This is a genomic window from Enterobacter sp. ENT03 (genome assembly GCF_019218745.1).
Classification (GTDB): Bacteria; Pseudomonadota; Gammaproteobacteria; order Enterobacterales; family Enterobacteriaceae; genus Enterobacter_D.
The window spans coordinates 153,741-180,659 of sequence record NZ_JAHUXA010000004.1 but is presented as its reverse complement, the minus strand read 5'-3'; the positions used below and the strand labels follow the sequence as shown (position 1 = coordinate 180,659).

Annotated in this window: 28 protein-coding genes and 1 pseudogene; 11 read left to right on the top strand and 18 right to left on the bottom strand. The window is 49.4% G+C overall.

Annotated elements, in window-relative coordinates; translation table 11 throughout:
• Positions 1-77 precede the first annotated feature (77 nt).
• The 3 genes from spoT to gmk are packed head-to-tail and all read right to left on the bottom strand — an operon-like array spanning position 78 to position 3,161.
• A complete protein-coding gene (gene spoT, locus KW828_RS08975; protein WP_218336054.1) occupies positions 78-2,189 on the bottom strand; it encodes a bifunctional GTP diphosphokinase/guanosine-3',5'-bis pyrophosphate 3'-pyrophosphohydrolase in 2,112 nt (703 codons plus the stop codon).
• 18 nt (positions 2,190-2,207) lie between these two features.
• On the bottom strand, positions 2,208-2,483 hold the full coding sequence (gene rpoZ, locus KW828_RS08970; RefSeq protein WP_088221200.1) for a DNA-directed RNA polymerase subunit omega: 276 nt from the start codon (positions 2,481-2,483) through the stop codon (positions 2,208-2,210).
• Positions 2,484-2,537: 54 nt separating this feature from the next.
• Positions 2,538-3,161 carry a guanylate kinase gene (gene gmk / locus KW828_RS08965; protein WP_218336053.1) on the bottom strand — a complete coding sequence of 208 codons (624 nt, stop codon included), beginning with the start codon at positions 3,159-3,161 and terminating at the stop codon, positions 2,538-2,540.
• Between the two features lie 257 nt (positions 3,162-3,418).
• Between gmk and ligB the strand changes: the two genes are divergently transcribed.
• Entirely contained in the window at positions 3,419-5,098 is a 1,680-nt protein-coding gene (gene ligB, locus KW828_RS08960) for an NAD-dependent DNA ligase LigB (protein WP_218336052.1), read from the top strand.
• A gap of 9 nt (positions 5,099-5,107) precedes the next feature.
• Here ligB and KW828_RS08955 read toward each other — a convergent pair whose 3' ends face one another.
• From KW828_RS08955 to KW828_RS08935, 5 genes and pseudogenes are all read right to left on the bottom strand, one after another.
• Positions 5,108-5,725 (bottom strand): trimeric intracellular cation channel family protein, encoded by a 618-nt coding sequence (locus KW828_RS08955; RefSeq protein ID WP_218336051.1) that lies wholly within the window; start codon positions 5,723-5,725, stop codon positions 5,108-5,110.
• Positions 5,726-5,901: 176 nt separating this feature from the next.
• A complete protein-coding gene (locus KW828_RS08950) occupies positions 5,902-6,420 on the bottom strand; it encodes an SGNH hydrolase domain-containing protein (protein ID WP_218336050.1) in 519 nt (172 codons plus the stop codon).
• Positions 6,386-7,448: pseudogene (locus KW828_RS08945) on the bottom strand (bifunctional transcriptional activator/DNA repair enzyme AdaA). The gene KW828_RS08950 and the pseudogene KW828_RS08945 overlap by 35 nt, the downstream one beginning before the upstream one ends.
• Positions 7,435-8,196: an isocitrate lyase/phosphoenolpyruvate mutase family protein gene (locus tag KW828_RS08940; RefSeq protein WP_218336049.1), complete on the bottom strand. Its 762-nt coding sequence runs from the start codon at positions 8,194-8,196 to the stop codon at positions 7,435-7,437. The pseudogene KW828_RS08945 and the gene KW828_RS08940 overlap by 14 nt, the downstream one beginning before the upstream one ends.
• 157 nt (positions 8,197-8,353) lie before the next feature.
• The gene (locus KW828_RS08935; protein WP_218336048.1) at positions 8,354-9,217 is read right to left on the bottom strand and encodes a YicC/YloC family endoribonuclease; all 864 of its coding nucleotides are present in this window, start codon (positions 9,215-9,217) and stop codon (positions 8,354-8,356) included.
• A 123-nt stretch (positions 9,218-9,340) separates the two neighbouring features.
• Here KW828_RS08935 and rph point away from each other — a divergent pair, with 123 nt between their 5' ends.
• The gene (gene rph / locus KW828_RS08930) at positions 9,341-10,057 is read left to right on the top strand and encodes a ribonuclease PH (RefSeq protein WP_218336047.1); all 717 of its coding nucleotides are present in this window, start codon (positions 9,341-9,343) and stop codon (positions 10,055-10,057) included.
• 60 nt (positions 10,058-10,117) lie between these two features.
• Positions 10,118-10,759 (top strand): orotate phosphoribosyltransferase, encoded by a 642-nt coding sequence (gene pyrE, locus KW828_RS08925; protein WP_218336046.1) that lies wholly within the window; start codon positions 10,118-10,120, stop codon positions 10,757-10,759.
• A 34-nt stretch (positions 10,760-10,793) separates the two neighbouring features.
• On the opposite strand, the gene slmA is transcribed toward pyrE, so the two are convergent.
• From slmA to coaBC, 3 genes are all read right to left on the bottom strand, one after another.
• Positions 10,794-11,390 carry a nucleoid occlusion factor SlmA gene (gene slmA / locus KW828_RS08920; RefSeq protein WP_088221192.1) on the bottom strand — a complete coding sequence of 199 codons (597 nt, stop codon included), beginning with the start codon at positions 11,388-11,390 and terminating at the stop codon, positions 10,794-10,796.
• A 120-nt stretch (positions 11,391-11,510) separates the two neighbouring features.
• Positions 11,511-11,969 (bottom strand): dUTP diphosphatase, encoded by a 459-nt coding sequence (gene dut, locus KW828_RS08915; RefSeq protein WP_218336045.1) that lies wholly within the window; start codon positions 11,967-11,969, stop codon positions 11,511-11,513.
• A complete protein-coding gene (gene coaBC / locus KW828_RS08910; RefSeq protein ID WP_218336094.1) occupies positions 11,947-13,158 on the bottom strand; it encodes a bifunctional phosphopantothenoylcysteine decarboxylase/phosphopantothenate--cysteine ligase CoaBC in 1,212 nt (403 codons plus the stop codon). Before coaBC ends, dut begins: the two co-directional genes overlap by 23 nt.
• A gap of 156 nt (positions 13,159-13,314) precedes the next feature.
• On the opposite strand from coaBC, the gene radC reads away from it, so the two are divergent.
• From radC to mutM, 4 genes are all read left to right on the top strand, one after another.
• On the top strand, positions 13,315-13,980 hold the full coding sequence (radC, locus tag KW828_RS08905; RefSeq protein ID WP_218336044.1) for a DNA repair protein RadC: 666 nt from the start codon (positions 13,315-13,317) through the stop codon (positions 13,978-13,980).
• Between the two features lie 216 nt (positions 13,981-14,196).
• Complete coding sequence (rpmB, locus tag KW828_RS08900; protein WP_002436699.1) at positions 14,197-14,433, top strand: 50S ribosomal protein L28; 237 nt, start codon at positions 14,197-14,199, stop codon at positions 14,431-14,433.
• A 20-nt stretch (positions 14,434-14,453) separates the two neighbouring features.
• Positions 14,454-14,621, top strand: a complete 168-nt coding sequence (gene rpmG, locus KW828_RS08895) for a 50S ribosomal protein L33 (protein WP_003024094.1) — start codon at positions 14,454-14,456, stop codon at positions 14,619-14,621.
• Between the two features lie 66 nt (positions 14,622-14,687).
• Positions 14,688-15,497, top strand: a complete 810-nt coding sequence (mutM, locus tag KW828_RS08890) for a bifunctional DNA-formamidopyrimidine glycosylase/DNA-(apurinic or apyrimidinic site) lyase (RefSeq protein ID WP_218336043.1) — start codon at positions 14,688-14,690, stop codon at positions 15,495-15,497.
• A gap of 12 nt (positions 15,498-15,509) precedes the next feature.
• Here mutM and coaD read toward each other — a convergent pair whose 3' ends face one another.
• Both coaD and waaA read right to left on the bottom strand, forming a co-directional pair.
• Positions 15,510-15,992 carry a pantetheine-phosphate adenylyltransferase gene (gene coaD, locus KW828_RS08885; protein WP_218336042.1) on the bottom strand — a complete coding sequence of 161 codons (483 nt, stop codon included), beginning with the start codon at positions 15,990-15,992 and terminating at the stop codon, positions 15,510-15,512.
• Positions 15,993-16,000: 8 nt separating this feature from the next.
• Entirely contained in the window at positions 16,001-17,278 is a 1,278-nt protein-coding gene (waaA, locus tag KW828_RS08880) for a lipid IV(A) 3-deoxy-D-manno-octulosonic acid transferase (RefSeq protein WP_218336041.1), read from the bottom strand.
• A gap of 335 nt (positions 17,279-17,613) precedes the next feature.
• Between waaA and KW828_RS08875 the strand changes: the two genes are divergently transcribed.
• The 4 genes from KW828_RS08875 to KW828_RS08860 are packed head-to-tail and all read left to right on the top strand — an operon-like array spanning position 17,614 to position 21,611.
• Positions 17,614-18,738, top strand: coding sequence for a glycosyltransferase family 4 protein (locus tag KW828_RS08875; protein WP_218336040.1), 1,125 nt, complete (start codon positions 17,614-17,616; stop codon positions 18,736-18,738).
• Positions 18,731-19,528 carry a lipopolysaccharide core heptose(I) kinase RfaP gene (gene rfaP, locus KW828_RS08870; protein WP_218336039.1) on the top strand — a complete coding sequence of 266 codons (798 nt, stop codon included), beginning with the start codon at positions 18,731-18,733 and terminating at the stop codon, positions 19,526-19,528. Before KW828_RS08875 ends, rfaP begins: the two co-directional genes overlap by 8 nt.
• A 37-nt stretch (positions 19,529-19,565) precedes the next feature.
• Positions 19,566-20,573, top strand: coding sequence for a glycosyltransferase (locus tag KW828_RS08865; protein ID WP_218336038.1), 1,008 nt, complete (start codon positions 19,566-19,568; stop codon positions 20,571-20,573).
• A 24-nt stretch (positions 20,574-20,597) separates the two neighbouring features.
• Entirely contained in the window at positions 20,598-21,611 is a 1,014-nt protein-coding gene (locus KW828_RS08860) for a glycosyltransferase (RefSeq protein ID WP_218336037.1), read from the top strand.
• A 30-nt stretch (positions 21,612-21,641) separates the two neighbouring features.
• On the opposite strand, the gene KW828_RS08855 is transcribed toward KW828_RS08860, so the two are convergent.
• The 5 genes from KW828_RS08855 to rfaC are packed head-to-tail and all read right to left on the bottom strand — an operon-like array spanning position 21,642 to position 26,919.
• Positions 21,642-22,589 (bottom strand): glycosyltransferase family 8 protein, encoded by a 948-nt coding sequence (locus tag KW828_RS08855; protein ID WP_218336036.1) that lies wholly within the window; start codon positions 22,587-22,589, stop codon positions 21,642-21,644.
• Between the two features lies 1 nt (position 22,590).
• The gene (gene rfaQ, locus KW828_RS08850; protein WP_218336035.1) at positions 22,591-23,646 is read right to left on the bottom strand and encodes a lipopolysaccharide core heptosyltransferase RfaQ; all 1,056 of its coding nucleotides are present in this window, start codon (positions 23,644-23,646) and stop codon (positions 22,591-22,593) included.
• A 1-nt stretch (position 23,647) separates the two neighbouring features.
• Positions 23,648-24,646 (bottom strand): glycosyltransferase, encoded by a 999-nt coding sequence (locus KW828_RS08845; RefSeq protein WP_218336034.1) that lies wholly within the window; start codon positions 24,644-24,646, stop codon positions 23,648-23,650.
• Positions 24,639-25,937: an O-antigen ligase gene (locus tag KW828_RS08840; protein ID WP_256350094.1), complete on the bottom strand. Its 1,299-nt coding sequence runs from the start codon at positions 25,935-25,937 to the stop codon at positions 24,639-24,641. The genes KW828_RS08845 and KW828_RS08840 overlap by 8 nt, the downstream gene beginning before the upstream one ends.
• A gap of 25 nt (positions 25,938-25,962) precedes the next feature.
• Positions 25,963-26,919 (bottom strand): lipopolysaccharide heptosyltransferase RfaC, encoded by a 957-nt coding sequence (gene rfaC / locus KW828_RS08835; RefSeq protein ID WP_218336033.1) that lies wholly within the window; start codon positions 26,917-26,919, stop codon positions 25,963-25,965.

Sequence of the window (26,919 nt, the reverse complement as noted above, 5' to 3'; positions counted from 1 at the left end):
GTCATGTACTTCAGTACGTTCCTGGGGCTTCATTCGCTTGCCGCCTTGATGCAATTCGAATGATTTTGTGGCTAGAGCTAGTTTCGGTTACGGGTGACTTTAATCACGTCCGGCAATACGCGGATTTTACGCATGATGTTTGCCAGATGAACACGATCCTGCGCGGTCAGGCGGATAAACGCGCTGTACACGCGACCATCTTTTTCTTCGGTATTCAGACTTTGAATATTGGAAGAGGCCGTGTTGATTGCCGCCGTCAGATTCGCGAGCGCGCCCTGGTGGTTAAACATGTCCACCTTGATTTCGGTGATGAATTCCTGCGCCGTGTCTTTATCCCACTCCACTGCCATAAATTTCTCTGGCTCTTTCTGATAACCACGGATGTTACGGCAGGATTCATGGTGGATCACCAGCCCTTTACCAGGACTGACGTGGGCGATAATCGGGTCGCCAGGCAGAGGACGGCAGCATTTCGCGAAGGTGATAAGCACCCCGTCTGCGCCTTTGATCGGCAGATGTCCATGACCCTGACCCGCCTGCACCGGTGCCGCTGTTTCGCTTTGTTGCAGGTTTTTCGCGACCACGACGCTCATGGCATTGCCAAGACCGATTTCCGCCAGCAAGTCGTCAAGGGACGCCAGCTTCATACGCTCCAGCTCATGCTGGATGTTTTCTGGCGGGATTTCCGCCAGTTTACGGCTGCCGCCAAGCGCATGGTTAAGCAGACGACGACCCAGGCTTACGGAGTCATCGCGCTTGAGGTTTTTCAGCATCTGGCGAATTTTGGCGCGGGCTTTGGAGCTGACGACAAAGTTGAGCCATGCGGCGTTCGGGCGGGCGCCAGGTGCGGTGATGATCTCAACCGTCTGGCCGCTGGCGAGGGGCTGCGACAGCGGATAGGGCTGTCTGTCCACGCGCGCACCCACGCAGGCGTGGCCGATGTCCGTATGCACGGCATAGGCGAAATCGACCGGGGTAGCACCGGCAGGCAGCTCAACAATGCGCCCTTCCGGTGTGAAAACATAAATCTCATCCGGGAAGAGATCAGATTTCACGCTCTCGATAAATTCAAACGAACTGCCGGCGCTCTGCTGTAATTCCAGCAGGCTCTGCATCCAGCGCTGCGCGCGGATTTGCGCCGTGGTGCTGCTTTCACCGTGCTCTTTATAAGCCCAGTGCGCCGCAACCCCCATTTCCGCCATCATGTCCATGTCTTCGGTGCGGATCTGCACCTCAACCGGGACACCGTGCGGGCCAATCATCGAGGTGTGCAAAGACTGATAGCCGTTCGCTTTGGGAATGGCGATATAGTCTTTCATGCGCCCCGGGCGCGGCTTATAGAGGCTGTGCATCTGACCGAGCACGCGGTAGCAGGTATCCAGATCGTGAACGATAACGCGGAAGGCGTAAATATCCATGATCGAGTGGAAACGCTGCTCTTTCATGACCATTTTGCAGTAAATGGAGTAGAGATGCTTCTCGCGTCCGCTTACGCGACAGGGAATACCGGCTTCCTGCAAACGGCCCTCGATTTCAGAGAGGATTTTCTGGATCATCTCTTTACGGTTACCGCGTGCGGATTTGACTACCTCTTTAATCACCCGATAGCGGTTTGGGTGCAACGCTTCAAAGCCCAGCTCTTCAAGCTCGGTTTTGATGTGATGGATACCTAAACGGTGTGCCAGCGGGCTGTATATTTCGAGAGTTTCACGGGCGATGCGGCGACGCTTGTCCGGGCGAAGTGAGCCCAGCGTGCGCATATTGTGGGTGCGGTCAGCCAGTTTGATGAGGATGACGCGAATGTCCTGCACCATCGCCATAATCATCTTGCGGAAGTTTTCGGCTTGCGCCTCTTTCTTGTCGCGGAACTTAAGCTTATCAAGCTTGGACACCCCTTCCACCAGCTCGGCAACGCTTTTGCCAAACAGCTGTTCCATGTCCTGGTAGGTGGCGGGGGTATCTTCAATCACATCATGCAGCAGCGCGGCCATCAGTGTTTCATAGTCGAGTTTCATCTCGGCCAGAATACAGGCTACCGCCACCGGGTGCGTGATGTAGGGTTCACCGCTTGAACGTGTCTGGCCCTCGTGAGCGTCACGTGCAACGAGATACGCCTGCTGGAGACGCTTTATCTGCTCTTCCGGCAGATAGGTTTGAATCAGCTGATTCAGGCTTTCAAACAGATACAAGGGTGACCTGCAGTATTATTAACGACGACCTTCAGCAATCGCGGTGACGGCCTGAATTTCAGCGGCTTCCTGCTCTTGCTGCTCCTGGCGCTCACGTACGTCGAGGATCTGGTTGTTGATCAGACCTTCTTCGATTTCGCGCAACGCGATCACGGTAGTTTTATCGTTCTCTTCCGCAACCAGCGGATCTTTACCACCAACCTGCATCTGACGAGCGCGACGCGCGGCGACCAGTACCAGGTCAAAACGGTTACCAATTTTCTCTACAGCGTCCTGAACAGTTACGCGTGCCATACTTTAAGTGCTCCACAGGTGAAGAAATGACTGGGCATGATACTGAAAGTACGTTCAGTCTGCCAATAGTTTGCTGATTAAAGCGTCATGTCGCTGTTTTTGGCGACCCATACGCAGACGTTCAGCACGAATAATGGTCTTCATATCGCTAATGGCGGTATCAAAATCATCATTCACAATCAGATAATCATATTCGGCATAGTGGCTCATTTCTGCAACCGCCTGCGCCATGCGTTTGGCGATCACCTCTTCGCTGTCCTGGCCGCGACCGCGCAAGCGACGGTCCAGCTCATCTTTCGACGGCGGCAGAATAAAGATGCTGCGCGCCTGAGGCATTTTCTGGCGGATTTGCTGCGCGCCCTGCCAGTCGATGTCGAGGAAAACGTCCACACCCGTCGCCAGAACTTGTTCAATGGCGTCGCGCGAGGTGCCGTAATAATTACCAAACACTTCTGCATGCTCAAGAAACGCATCCTTGCCAATCATGCTTTTAAATTCATCATGATCCACAAAGAAATAGTGTTCACCGTGCACCTCACCCGGGCGCGGCGCGCGCGTGGTGTGTGAAACAGAAACCTGGGTGTCGTACAACGGTTGGGTCTTTAACAAAGCCTGAATGAGGCTTGATTTACCTGCACCACTGGGCGCGGAAACAATATAGAGCGTGCCTTGAGCCATGAGTATCTTTTGTATGTGATGAACGAACGGGAATGTCTACATACGTGCCTATTATACACGTCGCCGCAACGTGACGTAGCCTTTGTCACACTTTTGCGCGAGATTCTTACGTTTTGCGAGGCGTTTCCCTGATTTATCTGTCGTTTGCAGCAAGCATGCACAATTCCCTGAAGCCGCCTCGTAAGGCGGCTTTTTGCTGCTCGTCTTGCATCAGACATCGGGGTATACCGGTGCGAACACAGTAAGGGAGGCAAAAAATGGGTAAGCGTGTGGGATGGATAGTTTTCCTCTTGTTCTGGAGCGGCGTTAGCCTGGCGACCTGCCCGGTATGGCCGCCTGCACGGGCAGAGCAGGAGATCGCGCGGCTGCAGCAACAAATCATACAGTGGAACGACGCTTACTGGCGCCAGGGCAAGAGCGAAGTCAGCGATGACGTTTATGATCAGCTGAGTGCACGGCTGGCGTACTGGCAGCGCTGCTTTGCGCCGCCCGTTTCGCTTGATGAACCGGCACCGCCGGACACGGGTACCCTCACACATCCGATCGCCCATACAGGCGTGCGCAAACTGGCGGATAAAGCTGCCCTGACGCAGTGGATGGCAACCAGGCGCGACCTGTGGATCCAGCCCAAAGTGGATGGCGTTGCCGTTACGCTGGTTTATCGTCAAGGGGAACTGGCGCAGGCCATCAGTCGTGGCGATGGCCTGAAAGGAGAAGACTGGACGGATAAAGTGCGGCAGATCCCCTCTCTGCCCAAAAAGGTGAACGGCCCGCTGGCTAACAGCGTCCTGCAGGGCGAGATTTTTTTGCTGCGCGATAAACACATCCAGCAGCAGATGGGCGGCATGAATGCACGGGCAAAAGTGGCAGGCACACTGATGCGGCAGGAAGCTTCATCTGCACTACAGGGACTGGGACTGTTTATCTGGGCGTGGCCCGATGGTCCGCAGGATATGGCGCAACGTCTACAGCAGCTTAACAAGGCGGGATTTGTCTGGATTTCGCAATACAGCCAGCCGGTTAACAACGCCGGTGACGTTGAAACCCTTCGCGCCCGTTGGTTTACCGCACCGCTACCCTTTGTGACCGATGGCGTAATCGTCAGGACGGCACGTGAACCGGCAGGTCAGCAATGGGTGCCGGGGCAGGGCGACTGGGTGGTGGCATGGAAATACCCGCCAGCGGTACAGGTGGCAGAAGTAAAAAACATCCGTTTTAGCGTCGGACGCAGCGGGAAAATTGCGGTGGTGGCGGAGCTGGACCCCGTACTGCTGGATGATAAACGCGTCAGGCGAGTTAATCTCGGCTCGATCCGCCGCTGGCATGAACTGGACATCGCCCCCGGCGATCAGGTGCAAATCAGCCTTGCCGGGCAGGGGATCCCACGAATTGATGGGGTGGCCTGGCGGAGTGGTGTGCGGGAAAAGCCTGAGCCACCCTCTTCCCGTTTTAACGCACTGACCTGTTTTTACGCCGCACCGGAGTGTGAAGAGCAGTTTCTTGCCCGGCTGGTATGGTTAAGCTCGCCGCAGGCGCTGGATTTAACCGGACTGGGAGAGGCGGTCTGGCGCACGTTGCACCAGGCCTGGCAGTTTGAGCATATTTTCTCCTGGCTGACGTTAACGCCTCAGCAGTTGCAGCACACGCCGGGGATCTCGCCGGCCAGAGGACAGAAGCTGTGGCATCAGTTTGCGCTGGCTCGAAAGCGTCCATTTATGCGCTGGGTCACCGCGCTGGGTACGCCGCTGTCGCAGGAGGCACTGAAGGCGGCAGGTGATCATCGCTGGCAACAACTGCTGGTACGAAACGAACAGCAATGGCAGCAGTTACCCGGTATCGGACGAGAAAAAGCCGCGCAATTGGTCAACTTTACGCACCATGACGTGCTGCAATCGCTTACGGCATGGCTGGCCGCCCAGGGGGTGAGCGGCTTTTAACGCTACGTATTAATGCATGTTATGCGTGTAATGAAAGACGGGTAAGCCCAGCTTCAGGCGCAGCGCCAGCAGGCGAGCGGTAAAACCAAACAGCAGGGTGGCGATGACCACCACATCGTGGCTGGAGACATAATGTTGCAGGGCGATATAGAGCACCGCAGAGGCAAAGGCGACGCCAGCGTACAGCTCTTTTTGAAAGACCAGCGGAATACGCTTGCAGAACATATCCCGCAGTACACCGCCGAAGACACCAGTCACGACCGCAGCGATCGTGGCGATGATCGGGCCTTCGCCCATGTCGAGCGCAATCTGCGCTCCGATAATGGAAAACACAACCAGGCCCAGCGCATCAAGCACCAGAAACAGGCGACGAAGATGAGGCATCACGGGTGCGGCAATGGTGGTCAGCACCGCCGCGGTGGCAACGATAATCACATATTCCGGGTTTTTCACCCAGCCAAGCGGATAATGCCCCAGCAAAATATCACGCACGGAGCCGCCGCCAAGAGCGGTCGCGGTGGCGATAATAATGACGCCAAAAGTATCCATACGGCGACGCCCTGCCGCCAGTGCACCGGTCATGGCTTCAGCAGTGATCCCGATAATATAGAGAATGTGTAACAGCATATGCGCCCCCGTGAATGAAGGCGCAGGGTAGCGATTCGTAGCGGGGATCTCGATTGAGATTTTTTCAGGATCAGGTTAATTGATTATTTTAACTTATGCATTATGCGAGTCACAGTACCTTTGTAAGCAGAGTAGTCATGAAAAACGCATTAGAAATTGTATGGCACATTGTGAACTTAATGGAAAAGAGCTTTAAACATTGGGATCAGGACGCGGTTACCCGTCTCGCTCAAATGACTGTCATCAAAATAGAGAGGTTGCAGGTTTTTACTGCCCATACGGCGGCCATCTGTACATAACCAACGGGAGGGATCGATAACCTTAACGCCACACTGATTGACTGCTCTGTCCTGCGCCTGCCAGATAAATTCTGTTTTCTTACGATATTCAGCCTCCGGGATGGAGACGTCCTGCGGTTGTTTACCCATCATCAGGGCATGGGAAAGGTGGCGCGACACATTGACATCCATTTCAGGGACAGGACGAACAAGGTAAACCTTATGATGTTGATTCAGCGAACAGACCATCGAGATCATCGGCTCGGCATAGGTGAGCAGATACTGGATGCCGACGAGGTTTTTATCATCAAAATGCACCAGGTGGCTTTCGGCATAGTGTCCGAGGCGGTTTACGATCACCACCGGAATACCCGCCGGTACATCAGCAGCCGTTACGTTTTCTGAGCGTAGCTTCATGGTTTATTAACCATGCCTTACGAGCAATGCCGCCCCCGTAGCCGGTCATTGAGTTATCTTTACCGATAATACGGTGGCAAGGAATGACAATCGCCACCCGATTTGCACCATTGGCTGAGGCTACGGCGCGAGTTGCCGCGGGTTTGCCAATATCTGCTGCCAGCCACTGGTAGTGCGTTGTTTCTCCATAGGGAACACGTTGTAACCCCTTCCAGACGAGACGCTGGAATTCACTGCCTGGCGTATCCAGCGCCAGACTAAACGTTTGCCGCTGACCCGCAAAATACTCGCCAATTTCTTTCTCTGCCTGACGAGTATGTCGATTTTCTCCTGCGATGATATTTGCCGAGAACAGGTGTTGCAGATCGCGGAATTCGGTTTCAAGCGCGCGTCGGTCAACAAATTCCAGCAGGCAAATGCCTTGCCCGGTCGCACAGACAAACATCGGGCCTAAGGGGGTAGTGAATCTGGAGATCAATATGACCTGTCTGCCCGTGCTCGGCGCGGCCCCGGTCAATTTTTTGCAGGTATATCCGAAGCCACTTAATGACTCATAACCATTGTCGAATGCCACATCGGTTGTAGAACGGCCCGCTTTCAGTTCCTGCAATGCCACATTAACGCGTTGCATGCGTTGAAACGCCTGAAAAGTCATACCGTGATTTTGCAAAAAACCAGCGACGTACCCGTTCCGGACTAATGTGATGGTGCCGCAGTGCATTATCACTGACGCGTGCTTTCGGGTTTTCTCGTACCAACTGCAACGCCTGTTCTATAAATTCAGGCGCAGTACAGGCATTTTCTGTCGGTCGACAGACTTTACAGGGACGGAAACCAGCAGCCAGTGCGGATTTAAAATCATTATAAAATTCGACGTTTTCTCGCTTAGGCTTTCGTGCGCGGCATACGGAAATACAGAACACACCAGTTGTTTTAACGCCAACGAAAAATACGCCGGTAAATTCTACCGCGCGATCAAGTAATGCCTGGTACCACATGTCGCAACGGGAAATATCAGTGATTTTCATGGCAAAAAACGTCCGAAAAAGAGTGGTGTGACTGGATCTTCTCTAACACATCCCGCAGCCGGGCCTGTAAAGCTGCATGGATAAAATTACCCATTGAAATTCGTTTTACACCCAGTGCAGCTAATGTGCTGAAATCCGGCAGATCAGGCATACACATTACGTTCAGTGGCAGGGCGATATGGCGAACCAGAACAGCAATATCCTCTGAGCGCGTTACACAAGGAATAAAAAAACCGTTAGCGCCATGGCTCGCATACAGCTTACCCCGGTAAAGCGCTTCTGCCAGTGCATCTTCGGTGTTGAGTAAGAATGTATCAGTGCGCACGTTAAAGAACATGTCGGGGCAGGCCTGGGTTAATTCCTGAAGTTTGTCGGCAAAAGCGATCGCATCTTCGAGACGACGCACGTTCCCTACTACACGGCTGTCTTCAATATTTATCCCCGCTACGCCGAGATCTGCCAACCGCTGGATATTGCTAATAATGCCGCTTGCCTGGTCGCCATAACCGGCTTCTATATCCACGCTTAGCGGCAGGTCTGTCACCGCCTTAATGCGGGTGACGACATAGAAGAGTTCGTCGAAGCTTATACTTTCGCCATCGTCATAGCCTAACATCGAGGTAATGGCGGCGCTTGAAGTACCGATAGCGTGATAACCGGCCTGCTGCGCCGCCTGTGCGCTGCTGGCATCCCAGACATTGCCGATAAGCAACGGTTGGGTTTGATGGTGAAGCGTGTTGAAGTCCATGTTTTTCTCCGGTAAGTGAGGTGCCGGATGAGTGTGGCGTTTTCAGCAAACCCCGGACAACCGAAAACTGGACGAGCATTTTTAAATTCAAAAGAAAAAGGCCACCTTCTACGGTGGCCTTTTTATAAGGGATACGAGCTGAAAAAAACGTTAAACGTTATTCGATATTCTGGATCTGCTCACGCATCTGCTCGATCAGCACTTTCAGTTCAATCGCAGAATTGGTGACGTCGGCATTGATGGATTTGGACGCCAGGGTATTCGACTCGCGATTAAACTCCTGCATCATGAAGTCCAGACGACGGCCAACCGCTTCTTTTTTCTTCAGAATGTTGTAGGTTTCTTTTACGTGGGCTTCGAGGCGATCGAGTTCTTCAGCGACATCAATGCGCTGCGCCATCAGCACCAGTTCTTGCTCAAGACGATTATTTTCCAGCTGTACCTGGGCGTCTTCCAGTTTGGCGACCAGACGCTCGCGCTGCCATTTCAGCACTTCCGGCATCTGCGCACGTACATTCGCCACTTCTTTGCTGACCCCTTCAAGACGCTGCTCAATAAGGATTTTCAGCGCCTGGCCTTCGGTTTCACGAGCGATGATAAAGTCGTCCAGCGCACCGTCCAGTGCTGCGAGAATTTCTGCGGCAATCACATCCAGATCTTGCTCCTGCGCGGCCATCACGCCAGGCCAGCGGAGAATATCCACCGGATTGATTTCACCTTCGTCACTCTGCATTTTGACCCAGTTGGCGGCGGTCACCAGCTGTTTGGCCAGTTTTTCATTGAGGATCAGTTCGCTCTGCGCGCTGGCGTCGGGTTCAAAACGCAGGTTACATTCGATTTTGCCACGCGTCAGACGCGTGCGGATCCGCTCGCGCACCACGGGTTCGAGGCTGCGAAACTGTTCCGGCAGGCGGAACCAGGTTTCCAGATAACGCTGGTTTACCGAGCGCAGTTCCCAGACTGCGCTGCCCCATTCACCCTTGATTTCACGGCGGGCGTAGGCTGTCATACTGCGGATCATAAACGTTCCTGTTTTGAAGGAGAGATGGGGGGATTATAGCTTTCGGGGCTTACGCAGGATAGGAATAAGCGACTTTAATCCGTATAATGCGCAGCCACATTCGTAGAAGCCGGAGAAATCATCATGCGTCCAGCAGGCCGTAGTGCCAATCAGGTGCGTCCCGTCACCCTGACCCGAAATTATACAAAACACGCTGAAGGTTCCGTGCTCGTCGAATTCGGTGATACCAAAGTTCTGTGCACCGCGTCCATTGACGAAGGTGTGCCACGTTTCCTGAAAGGTCAGGGACAGGGCTGGATCACCGCCGAATACGGCATGTTACCCCGCGCGACGCATACCCGTAACGCGCGTGAGGCTGCCAAAGGTAAACAGGGCGGCCGTACCCTGGAAATTCAGCGCCTGATTGCCCGTTCACTGCGTGCTGCTGTGGATTTAAAAGCGCTCGGTGAGTTCACCATCACGCTGGACTGCGATGTGATCCAGGCAGATGGCGGCACCCGTACCGCTTCTATCACCGGTGCTTGTGTGGCGCTGGCCGATGCACTTAACAAGCTGGTGGCGGCAGGCAAGCTCAAAACCAACCCGCTGAAGGGTATGGTGGCGGCGGTGTCCGTGGGCATCGTCAAGGGCGAAGCGCTGTGCGATCTGGAGTACGTTGAAGACTCCGCCGCTGAAACCGACATGAACGTGGTGATGACGGAAGATGGCCGCATCATTGAAGTGCAGGGCACCGCCGAAGGCGAACCCTTCACTCACGAAGAGCTGCTCTCGTTGCTGGCGCTGGCCCGGGGAGGCATCGAATCCATTGTCGCCATGCAGAAGGCGGCGTTAGAAAATTGATTTTAAGGCGACGTTATAGTCGCCTTTTTTACGTCTGAAAAACGCTTAAGGAGCAAATCCATGAAACCGTATCAGCGCCAGTTTATTGAATTTGCGCTCAACAAGCAGGTACTGAAGTTTGGTGAATTTACGCTGAAATCCGGGCGCAAAAGTCCCTACTTCTTCAATGCCGGGCTGTTTAATACCGGACGCGATCTGGCGTTGTTAGGCCGTTTTTATGCCGAAGCGCTGGTGGACTCCGGTATTGATTTTGACCTGCTGTTTGGTCCGGCTTATAAAGGCATTCCGATTGCCACCACTACTGCCGTTGCGCTCGCGGAGCATCATGAACGTGATGTGCCGTACTGCTTTAACCGTAAAGAAGCCAAAGATCACGGGGAAGGTGGCAGCCTGGTGGGCAGCGCGTTACAGGGCCGCATTATGCTGGTGGATGATGTGATCACCGCCGGTACCGCGATCCGCGAGTCGATGGAAATTATCCAGGCGCACGGCGCGACGCTGGCGGGCGTACTGATTTCTCTGGACCGCCAGGAACGCGGACGCGGCGAAATCTCGGCGATCCAGGAAGTCGAACGCGACTATGGTTGCCAGGTGATTTCAATTATCACGCTGAAAGATCTGATTGCGTATCTGGAAGAGAAGCCAGAAATGGCTGACCATCTGGCGTCGGTACGGGCGTACCGCGAAGCGTACGGCGTGTAAGTAAAAAGGCCCGGTGCGTTACCGGGCCTGAACATTATTGCAACTGCGCGGCCATCAATGGCCAGCGGGCGTCAAAATCTTCCGTCGGACGATATTTGAACTCGCTGCGCACAAAGCGCGACAGCATCCCTTCGCAGAAGGCCAGCAACTGGCTTGCCAGCAGCGCTTCGTCTACGGTGTAACCTTCGCCTTCTCGCATTTTTCGCTCGCGCAGTACCTGGCGCAGCTGCGATTCAATACGATCAAAAAGCTGATTAATGCGGCTTTGCAGGCGATCCTGTTCGAACATCAGCGCATGACCGGTCAAAATGCGCGTCAGACCTGGATTACGCTCACCGAATCCCACCACCAGCAGCACGATAAGACGCAGACGGGCGGTCGTGTCTTTTTCATCTTTCAGGATCAGGTTAATACGTGTGGTCAGGCTATCTTCGATAAACTCAATCAGGCTATCGAACATCCGTGTCTTGCTGGGGAAATGCCGATAAAGCGCCGCTTCTGAAACGCCAACGGAGGCCGCCAGTTTTGCCGTGGTGATGCGCTGGCTGCCGTCGCTGGATTCCAGCATTAATGCCAGAGATTGAAGTATTTCTTCGCGACGATTCCTTTTCGCAGTTTGTTTTTCTGCCATGTTCCAAAATACCCCTGAAAATAAGCACTTGTCAGGCGGACATCCACGCAGCGACCACAAACCGAAGTTTGCGGTAATGTTATGACGTTATGGCGCTGCGAAATGCGTTTAAAAAGCCGCTTATTGACGGCCTGAATGGCCGAAGCCACCTTCACCACGTTCAGTGGCGTCAAAATCTTCTACCAGATTAAATTCTGCCTGAACAATCGGCACGAAAACCATCTGGGCGATACGCTCGCCAGGTTCAATGATGAAGCTGTTTTGTCCACGATTCCAGACGGACACCATCAGTTGCCCCTGGTAATCGGAATCAATCAGGCCTACCAGATTGCCCAGCACCACGCCATGTTTATGCCCCAGCCCTGAGCGCGGCAGGATCACCGCCGCCAACGTTGGGTCAGCAATATGGATCGCCAGACCGGTCGGAATGAGAGTGGTGGCGCCTGGCGCCAGTTCTACGGCGTCATCAAGACAGGCGCGCAGGTCAAGACCGGCAGAGCCGGAGGTGGCATAGGTTGGCAGCGGAAATTCCTGACCAACACGCGGGTCCATAATCTTAACGTCGATTTTTTTCATCATAACGGGTAACGATCTCGTCCAGTAGTTGTTGGCCCAGAAGTGCCTTGCTTTCAAGCGGTAAGACTTTATCGCCATCCTGCCAGAACAGGTGCAGTGCGTTGTTATCGCTATTAAAACCCTGCTGTGCGCCCGAAACATCATTGGCACAAATCAGATCAAGATTTTTACGGCTACGCTTTTGTCGGGCGTATTCTTCCACATTATTTGTTTCGGCAGCAAACCCAACGACGTAAGGGCGATGCGCGGGTAGCGCGGCGACACCCGCCACAATATCCGGGTTTTTCACCATTTTCAGTGTGATTTCATCACCTTGCTTTTTGATCTTCTCGTCGGCAACGGCGGCGGCACGGTAGTCTGCCACAGCGGCGCAACCAATAAAAATCTGCTGCGTTTGCACATTTGCCTGCACGGCAGCTTCCATCTCGAGCGCCGTGGTGACGTCAATACGCGTAACCTGCGGCGGCGTTGCCAGTGATACCGGCCCGCTGACCAGCGTGACGTTCGCGCCACGTCGTGCCGCTGCCGCGGCAATGGCGAAGCCCATTTTCCCGGAGCTGTGATTGGTGATGTAGCGCACCGGATCCAACGGCTCCCGCGTCGGGCCTGCGGTAATCATGATATTAAGATGTTGCAGGTCTTTGACTGGCGAAAAATGCGCCGCGGCCAGATCGACTATTGCCAGCGGATCGAGCATCCGTCCAGGGCCGACATCGCCGCAGGCCTGGCTACCGCTGTCCGGCCCCCAGAGCAGCAAGCCGCGGGAGGCCAGTACACCCAGATTATGCTGAGTGGCGGCCGCCCGGTACATTTGCTGGTTCATGGCGGGCACGACAGCGACCGGAGACGGCGTGGCAAGACAAATTGTCGATACCAGGTCATTGGCCATCCCGGCAGCAACGCGGGCGATTAAATCGGCGGTGGCGGGGGCCAGAATCACCAGATCGGCCCATTTACCCAGTTCGATATGACCCATCGCCGCTTCGGCGGCCGGATCGAGCAGACTGTCGGAAACCGGAAAGCCTGACACCGCCTGCAAACTCATGGGCGTAATAAAGGCTTTGGCGGCCTCGGTCATGGCGACACGCACCTCCGCGCCACGATCGCGCAGGCGGCGCACCAGTTCCGGCGCTTTATAGGCCGCGATACCGCCGCTGACGCCAAGAACGATTTTTTTACCGGCCAGACTCATCATGATTCTTTCCTGTTGGATTTCACCAGAAGGCGGGCATTTTATCACAATCCTGAATCGGTCGTGCTTTTGCGCATTGTTCACTTTGCGAGGCGCTACGCAAAGCCGTCAACCCGTTCTGTGCCAGGATAGCGACTCAACAGGGAGGTAAGGTCCATGGAAGAAACGGTATCTATGCTGCCGCGTGAAAAAACGCTGCAGTTTGGCGTTAAATCGCTCAGTGACGTTGAATTACTGGCGCTATTTTTACGTACCGGAATGCCCGGTAAAAATGTGATGGCGCTGGCACACCATCTGCTGGGTCATTTTGGCTCGCTTTATGGGCTGCTGACCGCAGAATTTGACAGGTTCAGCGAGGTGGGCGGCATTGGTCTGGCGAAGTACGCGCAACTGAAAGGAATTGCCGAACTGGCGCGCCGTTTTTATGAAGTTAAAGTGGCAGTCGAGCCTGCCATTATGTCTCCCGATGTCGCGTTAGCATTTTTGAAAAGTCAGTTAACGGCGGAAGAACGCGAGATCTTTATGGTGATCTATCTTGATAACCAGAACCGGATCCTCAAGCATAGCCGTCTTTTTACCGGCACTATCGCCAATGTAGAGGTGCATCCGCGTGAAATTGTCCGTGAAGCCATCAAAATTAATGCCGTCGGCGTGATCCTTGCGCATAATCATCCGTCAGGCAGCGCGGAACCCAGTAAATCCGATAAAATCATCACCGATCATGTGGTAAAGTGCTGCCAGTTCATGGACATTCGGGTGGTTGACCATCTGGTTATTGGCCGTGGAGAGTATGTTTCATTTGCCGAACGGGGTTGGATTTAGACCACTTTACGCGATCCATTGGGATCTTTGTCTGTTCGGGACTTGAGCACATCGATTACACAGCGTATACTACGCCACCTTTGAGAATCTCGGGTTTGGCATTATGGGCCTGGCATTGTGGGTTCACATTGAACCGCCAGAGGCCAGGTTTGCAGCCTGACGAGGCGCCATAACCCTATACGAAGCTCGAGCTAATTTGATTTTTGGAGAATAGACATGTCCCGAGTCTGCCAAGTTACTGGCAAGCGTCCGGTGACCGGTAATAACCGTTCCCACGCACTGAACGCGACCAAACGCCGTTTCCTGCCGAACCTGCACTCTCACCGTTTTTGGGTTGAGAGCGAGAAGCGTTTTGTCACACTGCGTGTATCTGCTAAAGGTATGCGTGTAATCGATAAAAAAGGCATTGATACAGTTCTGTCCGAACTGCGTGCCCGTGGCGAAAAGTACTAAGTACTTAGAGGAAATAAATCATGGCTAAAGGTATTCGTGAGAAAATCAAGCTGGTTTCTTCTGCTGGTACTGGTCACTTCTATACCACCACGAAGAACAAGCGCACTAAGCCGGAAAAACTGGAACTGAAAAAGTTCGATCCAGTTGTCCGTCAGCACGTGCTCTACAAAGAAGCAAAAATTAAATAATTTTCGCTTTGATGTACAAGAACCCCGCCTGTGCGGGGTTTTTTGCATTCAGCTTCCGGAGAAATCATGCCTGAATTACCTGAAGTGGAAACCAGCCGCCGTGGCATTGAGCCGCACCTGGTGGGCGAAACTATTCTGCATGCTGTCGTGCGCAACGGACGCCTGCGCTGGCCAGTTTCTGATGAAATCCATGCGCTGAGCGACAAACCGGTGCTGAGCGTGCAGCGTCGCGCCAAATATCTGTTGCTGGAGCTGCCCGACGGCTGGATTATTATTCATCTCGGCATGTCCGGGAGCCTGCGGATCCTGCCGTATGAAATGCCTGCGGAAAAGCATGACCACGTCGATCTGGTGATGAGCAATGGCAAAGTACTGCGTTACACCGATCCCCGTCGATTTGGTGCCTGGCTGTGGACGCGATCTCTTGAAGGCCATAACGTGCTGGCACATTTAGGCCCTGAGCCGCTCAGTGACGCCTTTGATGCAGAGTATTTGCGTCAGAAAAGCGCGAAGAAGAAGATTGCCATCAAGCCCTGGCTGATGGATAACAAGCTGGTTGTTGGCGTCGGTAATATTTATGCCAGCGAGTCGCTGTTTGCTGCCGGGATCCATCCTGATCGTCTGGCGTCGTCGCTGTCGGTCGACGAGTGTGAATTACTGGTGCGGGTGATCAAGGCGGTGTTGTTACGCTCTATTGAGCAGGGCGGTACCACGCTGAAAGACTTCCTGCAAAGTGATGGCAAACCGGGTTACTTTGCGCAGGAACTGCAGGTGTATGGTCGGGAAGGCCAGCCGTGTCGTATTTGCGCTGCGCCCATCGTGGCCAGCAAGCATGCCCAGCGCTCAACCTTTTACTGCCGTAACTGCCAGAAGTAAAGCGCGCAGGCGCTACGCCTGTAGCTTCTCAAGTAGCGCCTGATGCACCTGTGCCGGCAGGAAGTGGGTGACGTCACCCTGATGACGGGCCACTTCCTTGACCAGCGACGACGAGATAAACGACCACTCTTTGGATGGCATCAGGAAGACGCTTTCCAGATCCGGCATCAGATGACGGTTCATGTGGGCGAGCTGCATCTCGTATTCGAAGTCAGCGACGGCACGCAGGCCGCGAATAAGAATATTGGCCTGCTGATCGCGGGCAAAATTCGCCATCAGATCGCTAAAACCCACCACTTCAACGTTAGCCAGATGCGCGGTGGCCTGGCGTGCCATTTCAACGCGCTCATCAAGACTGAACAGCGGTTTTTTTCCTGGACTGGCGGCAATCGCCATGATGACCTTATCAAACATGCAGGCCGCACGGGTGATGATGTCGATATGACCGTTAGTGACGGGATCGAACGTGCCGGGATAGATCGCCCGATTTTGCATAATCGACCTTAATGAGCTTTAGGTGGCAAATAGGGTTCAAGTAATTGCAACAAGCGCTGTAGCGCTCCCTGGTTCTGATAGAGCACTTCCACGGCATGTCGACCATAGAAGTTACGGTAATCCGCATCGGTCAGTAAAGAGGTAATTTCATTTGTCAGTGACGCTTCATCGGTCACGGTAATCAACCCTTCAGCTTGTGAAAGGCGCGCACATATATCTTTGAAATTGAAAATATGTGGGCCCATCAGCACCGGGATAGCATGTGCCGCTGCTTCAAGAGGATTGTGCCCGCCTCGCTCTACCAGCGATCCCCCGACAAAGGCAACATCGGCAATACCATAAAGCAGCATAAGCTCGCCCATGGTATCACCGACGACCACTTGCGTCGCGGCGGCCGGGACTTCACCTGAAGAACGGGTGGTATAACGTAATCCACGATCACGAACCAGCTTTACAGCATCCGGGAAACGCTCTGGATGGCGTGGCACCAGGATTAGAAGCAAATCGGGGAACCGTTCCAGTAGCGCCTGATGCGCATCTAAAACAATAGTTTCTTCACCTTCATGCGTGCTGGTCGCAATCCACACCGGGCGATGTGGCGCCCACTGGCGACGTAGTGCTACAGCACGAGAAGCAAGTTGGGGGGTAACTGAAATATCAAATTTGAGGCTGCCAGTAACCGTGAGTTGACTGCGTTTTGCACCCAGCTCAATAAAACGCTCGCCATCTTCATCATTTTGCGCGGCGATAAGCGTAATACGCTGTAATAAGGTGCGCACAAACTTACCTAATTTCGCATAGCCTTTGGCGGAGCGCGCGGACAGACGAGCATTGGCAATGACTAAGGGAATATGACGGTTATGCAGCGCGGCAATCAGATTCGGCCACAGCTCAGTTTCCATGATCAACACAAGTTTAGGATCGACTTTATCCAGAAAACGGTTGATAGACCCGGGCAGGTCATAAGGTAAGTATACATGCTGAACATCGTCCCCGAAGGCCGACATAACACGTTCTGAGCCGGTAGGTGTCATGGTGGTAACGGTGATCGGTAAATCAGGGTAGCGGTGGCGTAACGCCCGCACTAAGGGAATCGCTGCCAGCGTTTCACCCACCGAAACTGAGTGCAGCATTATGCCGCCGGCGTTAAGGGGCTTACTGTAAAACCCGTAGCGCTCGCCCCACCGTTTTCTGTAGGCCGGAGCTTTAGCACCACGCATCCACAGACGCACCCAAATGAGCGGCTGGATAAGGTAGAACAGTGTGGTGTAAAGCAACTGGAGCATAGGACATAACTGGCTTATGAATGTATTGAGGATTCTATGTATTTCACTGTGGCATTACCATTACTTTTGAGGCCTTGGCTGAAGATCGTGAGTACAATGAGCATATTATTAATGCAGCAAAAAATTTTACGGCAAAGAAAAAAGCGATTTTTGTGCCATTTTTGGTATGTAGCCGGAAAACACATGTGTCTTGTTCGCTCTTATAATTAGCTGATTTTCAATGTTAATTCTCGCTATTGTGTAAAAACCATACGGCTCGGAATAAGCGCTAAGAGATGGTACAATAACGACTACTCATTTCATCTGGTGCGATGTGGCAGCGCGAGCGTAACGGTATGATCATTGCTTTTTGCTTGTACAAATATTTTCCTTATGGCGGGTTGCAGCGTGATTTCTTGCGTATTGCACAGACTGTAGCGTCACGTGGTCATAAGGTAATTATATTTACCCAACAGTGGCAGGGTGAGCGGCCGCAAGGCTTTGAGATTGTCATCGTGCCTGTTACCGCCAGGACAAATCACGGAAAAAACGCGCAGTATCACCGTTGGGTCGCCGCCAGGTTAAAGCAGTACGCAGTTGACTGCGTCGTTGGTTTCAACAAAATGCCTGGGCTTGATTTCTACTACGCAGCGGATGTGTGTTATGCCGAAAAAGTCGCGCGCGAAAAAGGTTTCTTATACAAGCTCACCCCGCGTTATCGACATTATGCTTCCTTTGAGCGGGCAACCTTTGAAAGGGGTGCCAGGACACAACTTTTAATGCTCACGGCTACGCAGATCAGTGATTTTGTAAAGCACTATCATACTGAAAAGTCACGCTTTCATATTCTGCCACCTGGAATTTATCCAGACCGTAAATACAGTAACCAGCCTGCCGGCAGCAGAGATGCTTTCCGCAAAAAAAATGGCATTGGCGAACAACAGATCCTGCTCCTGCAAGTGGGTTCGGATTTTAGACGTAAAGGTGTGGAAAGATCTCTTCGTGCCATCGCTGCTTTACCTGAAAATGTGCGAAGCCAGTGTCTTTATTACGTCGTCGGGCAAGATAAGTCAGCACGTTATGAAAATTTAGCCAGGCAATTAGGTATCGCTGACCAGGTGGTCTTCTTTGCAGGCAGAGATGATGTGGCTGAACTGATGTCTGCGGCAGATTTGCTGCTCCATCCTGCGTATCAGGAAGCTGCGGGAATTGTACTCCTTGAAGGCGTAGTGGCAGGGTTGCCCGTGATAGTGAGTGAGGTTTGTGGTTACGCTCATCATATTAAAACGGCAGGCTGCGGTGTGGTTATCCCTGAGCCCTTCGCGCAGGAATCATTAAACCTTGCCCTCTTTGAGGCAGTAACAGATGCCGAAAAACGGCAGGCATGGGCGGAAAAGGCCAGAAGTTACGCTGATACAGAAGACCTCTATAGTTTGGCAGATAAAACGGCTGACATCATTTTAGGCTCTCAACATGATTGAATTAAAAGAACCTTTTTCGACTCTGTGGGCTGATAAAGATCCCTTCGCAGAGGTGGAAACACTTAATGGTGAGGTATTTCGCGCCCTCGAAACGCGCAGAACGTTACGCTTTGAAGTTAACGGCGCAGGGTATTTTTTAAAACTTCATCATGGCACCACCCTTAAAGAAGTAATAAAAAATTTAGTCTCCTTACGTCTGCCGGTGTTAGGTGCCGATCGAGAATGGAACGCCATCCACCGATTAAAAATGCTCGGCGTAGACACTATGGAAGGTAAGGCTTTCGGGCAGAAGGGGATAAATCCACTTGCTCGAACCTCATTCATTATTACAGAAGATCTCTCGCCAACGGTGAGTCTCGAAGACTATTGCAGGGACTGGAAAATTAATCCCCCGGATCTGCACCTCAAGCGCGCCATCATTTCACGGGTTGCGGAAATGGTAGGTAAAATGCATCGCGGTGGTGTAAATCACCGAGATTGTTATATTTGCCATTTTTTACTGCATCTTCCGATGCCAGCAGCGCTCACAGATATGAAAATATCAGTGATTGATTTACATCGAGCCCAAATCCGCAAGAAAGTACCTGTAAGATGGCGTGATAAAGATCTTATCGGCTTATATTTTTCTTCTCTCGATATTGGACTGACAAATCGTGATATTTATCGTTTCTTAAAAGGCTATTTTTTGTTACCTTTGCGGGAAATTTTACAATCTGAAGCAAAGCTTATTGGGAATGCGGCCACAAAGGCGCAAAGTATTCAAGCGAGAACGATCAAAAGAGCATTATGAATCCGCATACATGCTCAGGTTTTATAGGTTGCCTGAAATGAAAATTGATTTCCATAAAATGATAACAAAAAAATTTATTTTTGATCATTCTAGCAATATACAAACTAAACGTTTAAACATTGCTTACGGGGTTGACCGTAACTTTTTATTTGGTGCAGGGGTTTCAATGACATCAGTTATTGTTAACAATCCTGAAATTGCGCTAAATTTCTTTATTGTCACTGATTATGTTGATGAAGACTATTTAGATTGTGTAAAACTGCTTGCCGAGCAGTATCATACATGCATCACCATTTTAGTTTTCGATAATGAAAATTTCAGAAGCTTGCCCAGTACAAAGTCATGGACTTACGCTATGTACTATCGCTATTTTGCATTTGAATATTTAAGTGCTGAGCTTAATTCAGTGCTTTATCTAGATGCAGATGTTATTTGTAAAGGATCTTTATTAGAGCTGACAGATATATATTTTGGCGATGAGTATGCTGCTGTTGTTAATGATATTGATGAAGTTCGTCTGAAATCCGGGAAAAGACTGGGTATACCTGAACTTTCACAGCAATATTTTAACTCCGGCGTGGTATTTGCTAATCTGGTTACCTGGAAGAAAGAAAATCTTTTAGAAAAAGCTTTTGCGATTTTACATGAGAAGCACAAGGATTTACTGTATTTCGATCAGGATGTGTTAAATATTCTTTTTGTCGGTAAATTGATCCATCTGCGACGTGACTTTAATTGCATTTATGGCGTTGATCAGGAATTAGTAAATAAAAGTGATGATGTGTATAAAACATATATTAACGACAATACGATTTTAATACATTATGTGGGCGTGACAAAGCCCTGGCATACATGGGCTAAATACCCAGTATCCCAATATTTTCTTGCCGCTTATAAAAAATCGACGTGGGCAAACCATGGCTTACTGAAAGCACATACGGCAAAACTCTATAAAAGAAAGTCCAGGCACGAAAAACTACAAAAGAAATATGTTAGATCCGTTTTAAGCCATGTCATGTATATAAAAAGTAAAATTCTATCCTGATATTTAAGTGTAAGTGGAGTCAAAATGAAACTCAATGTGGCAGATGCGATAATCACCCAAAAAAGCTACGGTAAGCTGGATGAAAATAAAACTGCACAATTAGATATTGCTTATGGAATTGATAAGAATTTCCAGCTTGGTGCAGGAGTTTCGATCGTTTCAGTAGTAATGAACAATCCTGATCTCAATCTTCATTTTCATATTTTTTCTGATTATGAAGATGAGCAATATAATAAAAATCTTCATAAAGTGGCAGAGGATTTCTCTGTAAAAATAACAATTTATAAAATAGATGATAATTATTTTAATTTCTTACCTAGCACAGCAGCATGGTCGACGGCAACTTATTATCGTTTTATAGCTTTTGAGTATTTATCAACTTCGACTGAAAAATTGCTGTACCTGGATGCAGATGTAATGTGTAAAGGCTCGCTAAAATATCTGACAGAATTAGAGTTTAGCACACATGAATATGCTGCCGTGGTAAAAGATGTGGCTGAAATTCGAGATGTTGCCGGCACTCGCCTAGGTTCGTTAACGTTAAATGGTAATTATTTCAATGCTGGCGTTATGTATGTACTGTTAACAAAATGGAGAGATAATGCTTTTCTTGATAAAGCACTTGAGCTTTTAATTAACAAAAGAGATAGCCTTAAGTTTTTCGATCAAGATGTTTTAAATCTTCTTTTATTAGGTCATACTCATTTCCTGAGCGAAAATTTTAACCGTATTTATGGTATTAAAAACGAGTTAAAATTTAAGGATATTACTAAGTATAAAAATATCATTACTGAATCGACCGTATTGATTCATTATATTGGCGTCACCAAACCCTGGAATACATGGGCTGATTACCCTTCAGCACAATACTTCAAAAAGGCTTACCTGGCGTCTCCCTGGTCAGGGCAACCGCTTATTGGACCCCGAACCCCAAAACAGTTTAAGAAAAAATTTCGTCACGAAAAACTACAAGGTAAATACCTGGATGCAATATCTAGTTATTGTGGGTATTTATTGGCAAAGCTAAAATCTAAATAAAAAGTTGCTCCCTGGTGGGAGCAATCTTTATTATTTGAGTTTAGATTTTAAATATTTTGCATACCATTTTAATGCCGCTAAATAGTGATGTTTTGCAAAACTATTTCTTGAGTAAACACGGTAATCAGTAGGACGCATTTTTGAGGCGTAGGATTTTAATGGTTCTGCTGCCCATGGAGTAAGGTGGTGATAAAAAAGGAAAAGATCCTGAGATAAGCCAGTGTGCTCAGTAAACCATGGCTTCCTTCCACCGGTAAAATGCACAATCTTTGGCAGAGCCTTTTTGTCATAAAAAAAAGTATCTTTGTGTGGCTCTGAATACCAGTTGAAAATATAGTTCCACTCATTCCCAATGAATTTTACATGGCCTTCCATTGCGATATTAAGTGCATCCTGATCAAGATAGGGGAGCGTATTACCCTTTTCAAACAGGATCGCGTTGGCTTTATTCTCAATGTCATGTTCAATCCATTTATCAATATTGATATAAAGAAAACCGGCATTGAAATAATAGGGTGATGTCAGACTAAGCCGTTTAGAATGCCTGCTCTCTTTACCTTCCAGAGCATCATGACTTACCGCGCATATAACGTCACTAATGTCGATTTCGTCTATTCCACTTATATCGCGGAAGCAAAGCGTATCAGCATCCAGGTAGATAAACCTTTTTACCGACCCCTGCAATAGTCTCGGCACAGCGAGTCTCATATAGGTCGATTTATTGATATGTTTTATTTTGAATTCATTCTGGAATTTATCAATATCCTCATTGTTTATTTTTTCAACGTTGATATTGTGATATGTGCTTTTAAGTTTATCAATGTCTTCCTGCGAAACATCATACACAAATACGTGGAATGCTAAATTAACCTGCAGATTATTAACGACAACAGACATGATGGACGTTGCAACATATTCTAAATAATTAGAATCTGTGCAATAAGCGATGTGGATTGTTGGCGTAACATCATTGTCCATCTCAGTCTCTCTCATCTTGTTGATTTAGCTTAATGTCTTGCAATTTTTCATTGACAGCGCTTATTACAGCTTCAGCCGGTATCCACGTTAAATATTGGCCACTACGATCAAGTTCATCTCTGACGGGCATTTCATGGTAAGAACCCGCCCAGAGTAGCGTTGCCTTTTTAGACCATGGTCGCCACTGCTGATAATTAGTGGCACCAAATAAACATACTTGCGGAGTATCAAGCGCTGCGGCCATATGCATTGGCGCGGAATCCACGCCGATAAACATGACTGCATGATCAATCAGGGCAGCAAGTTGTAAAAAAGTGGTTTTACCCGCAAAGGCGGTATTAGGTTTAATGACGCACATCGATGCAATATTTTCAACTTGCTGACGTTCCGCTTCTGCCGGCCCACTGGTTAAAACAACCTGGTAACCTGAGCGAGTAAGATGATCGATAACCTTGGCAAATTTATCATCATCCCAACATTTAAAAAGCTGTCTGGCAGTGGGTTGTATGACTATGTAATTCTTTGCATTGAATCCCGCATCAATGCCGAAGAGCGACTGATAGTCGCTTTCACGATAGTAAAGCGTCAGTTCTGGTATGACATCCTTATCAGCAAAATCTAATCCTTTTAGAATCGAAAGATTTTGCTCAACAATATTGACCCCAGAAACGGGAACCGTTTTTGTGAACAATTTATTCCAGCGTTCTTCCTGCCGTCTAAAGGCAATGGAGTCACGATGCAGTGAAGAAAGGAGATAAGCAATGGGCCATTGATCCGACAGGTTAATGATCAAATCATATGAGTTATTCTTTAAATCCTTTCGCAGCTTAAAAAAGTTAGTAATCTTCTGCCAAAAGCCGTCCTTTTTATTAAGCAGATGAAACTGATTGATACGCGGATCGGCGGATAAGATTGCTTTTGTATCTTTATACAGCAATAAATCAATAGTTGCATCGGGATAGCGGCTACGCAAACTGGCGATGACTGGAGTGGTCAATAGCACATCACCATAAAATTTTAATTTACAAACAAGTATCTTGTTAACATTACCGTTCATATCAATTCCTTGTCGCCCAGAAATTTTTATAGACTTTCGAAAGACGGTGACGTATATAAGACAAATTGCTATCGATCGTAGTAAATTTCATTTTAAAAAATACTTTTCTACTCACCATTCTGGAGTCGAAACAGGCCAGGGCTTTATTTATTACATTCAACATATCTGTGTCGTAGCCATAATATCCTTTGGTCTTGCGCAGAATTTTACGACCTTCTAAAAAAGAATTTACAACCATCAGTGTGGCGATAGTTCTTTTTTCAGGGTGTTCACAAATGTAGTCACACATTTTATTCATTGCGAAAAACATATGTCTGGCATCATCAACAATTAAATTTTCAGTGATACTGCAAGAATTTAATCTGTAATAATACAGTGCGCATTTGATTTTTAATATTTTTTCGCATTTGAAATACTGGAATGGACAAAAAATCATGTCTTCATAGCGTCGATACGCTTCAAAACGATCATTGCCGATGATATTCCTGTGAAAAATTTTTGTTACCAAATGCCATTGTGCTGCACGGAAAATAGGCATCAAAGCCAGCATCTGCTGGTCCTTCAGAGCGATGGTATCCGTAGGTATGTGGCTATTTCTGGTAACTAATTTTTTTACATCTCGGGTAAGATTAAAATCAATAATATGATATTGCTCTTCCCTTAAAATGGGTAATAAAACGTCAAAATAGACTGGGCTAACGCTATCATCACTATCAACAAAACCAATATATTTACCGGTCGCGTGTTCAAGGCCTTTATTTCTGCTTAGCGCGACGCCACTATTTTCCTGATGAAAATATTTAATATGTGAGTCCGGGTTTTGCTGTAAATACTGAGTGATCACTTCTCCTGTACCATCGGTAGAGCCATCATCAATAATGATCAGCTCAACTTCATCAGTGATACCGACTTGTAAAGAGGCCAACGTTTCACCGATAAAGTTAACGTTGTTATATGCTGGTATTATGATGCTTAGCAAATAGCCCGAAAGATTACTCATACGATTTTTCTCTCACCGTACTATTACCCGGTATTAGCATAGAGGCTATGCAGATGGCAAGCATAGCGCTTAGTGCCTCTCCTTTGGCATAAAGTAGTACATCGCTCATACCATATAATATGATAGCGCATGTCGTAATCCCTAACAGGGGGTTTCTATAAATATATGCGGTATAAAGCATCGCCAGATACAGCATTAACAACGCGATTACCCCTGGTATTCCTTTTAATGAAAAAGTATCCATTATTTCATTATGCAGATGGACGTTGAGGAATACCGTTGCCCCTTTCAAAGAGGGATCGCTCGTGGCTGCGGCTTTTACATAAGCATTACGTTGCTCAAGGGACTGGCCCAGGGGGCTGGCGACTCCCGCGATATACGCGGCGTGCTGCATTGCGAGCCTTGCACCTATTGAAGTCCTGCTGTTCTGCTTACTGTAAGCATGCATATCTCTTTTAAAATCTGTATAACGCTTTTCGAGCACCGGCTGTAGAGCAAATACAGAAATAAACATAATCACTAAAAAGGCAGCAATCGACTGCATTAGAATACGCGGTTTTTTCCGGAAATGAAGCAAGGGAAAAACTACTGCCAGAACAGGATATAAGAGAATGGCTGCACGCGTTTGCGTTAATATAATTAAGGCAAAAGAAATAATAAAATGTAAAAAGTAGAATACCACTGCGAATTTTTTTCCCAGGTTCAATATGGCCTGGGAAGCAATTAACGCGATGAAAGTCAGAGCATAAGCTGTACCCGTTGCATGTTCAAAGCCCAGCGTTACCCGATAGTCGGTAGTTAAACTGCCCGGTGATACAAAATACTGATACGCCCCGTATAGATAAAGCATGAGTGCAACGAGGATGACCACCGCAGAGGTGGCTTGTAGGGATGTAGATGTTGTGCGTTTCTGACAGTAAATTCCCAGAGCTACAAACCCCGAGAAAATTAAAACTTTGCCGCCGTTTTGATAAGAACGATACGCCGCAGTGAATATTGATTCCGAATGTTTGAACACGTCCACCCAAACTATTTGCAGGACACCAAAAAGAATCATCAGCCCAGGGAGGATTAAAACACGCTTGTCTGCCAGTACGCTGCGCAAATTTTTACCAATGACGGGTAACGATAGCCCTGTGGTGGCAATAAAAAACTTTAGCGCCAAATCTGGATTGATCAGTAACAAAGAAAATGACAACAGGCAGCCTGCTTTAAACAACCATTCTGCAATTGCAAACGGTGTTATCGCAGCCCGATCCAGATTATTTGAGAAGACATGGCCAAAAAGCATAGTGAACTCTTTTAAGTAATAAGAATCAATAGTATAGGTCTTTCAAAACGCAATCAGCCATAATAGAAGATAATTTATTATCTTTACTTTTAAGGGCAATCTGATTCAACCCGTAACCCCCGATCAGACCCGGATCCGTAGGGCCATAGAGGGTAACATTCGGTCGATCAAGAGCGGCTGTCAGATGACTCAAGCCGGTATCAACCGAAACCACAAATTTCGCTCCTGCCAGTACCTGCGCCACACTTTCTAAATTCATACGCGGCAAAACATCCACATAATCAAATCCCTCTGCCAGTCTCCGTGCGCGGGCTTCTTCGTGAGGCGCGCCCCAGGGTAACTTGATGCGCAACCCTGAATCCTTCAGTAACCCTATCAATGCCCGCCAGTTTTCTTCGGGCCAGTGCTTATCATCGCGAGTGGTGGCGTGCAAAAATACCGCATAATTCCCGGTATTTGAATTCAGATTATTCAAAAAGTGCTGTGAGATGCCGTAATCGCCCTGAGTCTGCGGTCTGGTATAACCCAGGCTGCTGGCGAAGAGTTCGCGGGTACGCTCCACGGCGTGCTGCGCTTTCGCGATGGCATGGCGACGGTTATAAAACAGGCTCGCCAGCGGTTCGCGGGCACTGTGCCAGTCCATGCCATGCTTCACGCCGCGCGCCAGGCGGGTCACCAGTGCGGCGCTTTTTACTAAGCCTTGTGCGTCAATAACAGCGTCATACTGCTTGCTACGAACCGCGTCGCGAAATGCCTGCCGTTCAGCGCGAACAGGCGCGGAAAACCACGCTTTGCGCCAGCGGCGTATCGCCACCGGGATAACGCGATCGACAGCGGCATGCCAGCTTGGGATCTGTGCGAAACCTTCTTCCACCACCCAGTCAAAACGGATACCCGGAATAGCCTGCATAGCGTCGGTTAACGCCGGCAGCGTATGCAGCACGTCGCCCATCGACGAGGTTTTTACGATCAACACCCGCAT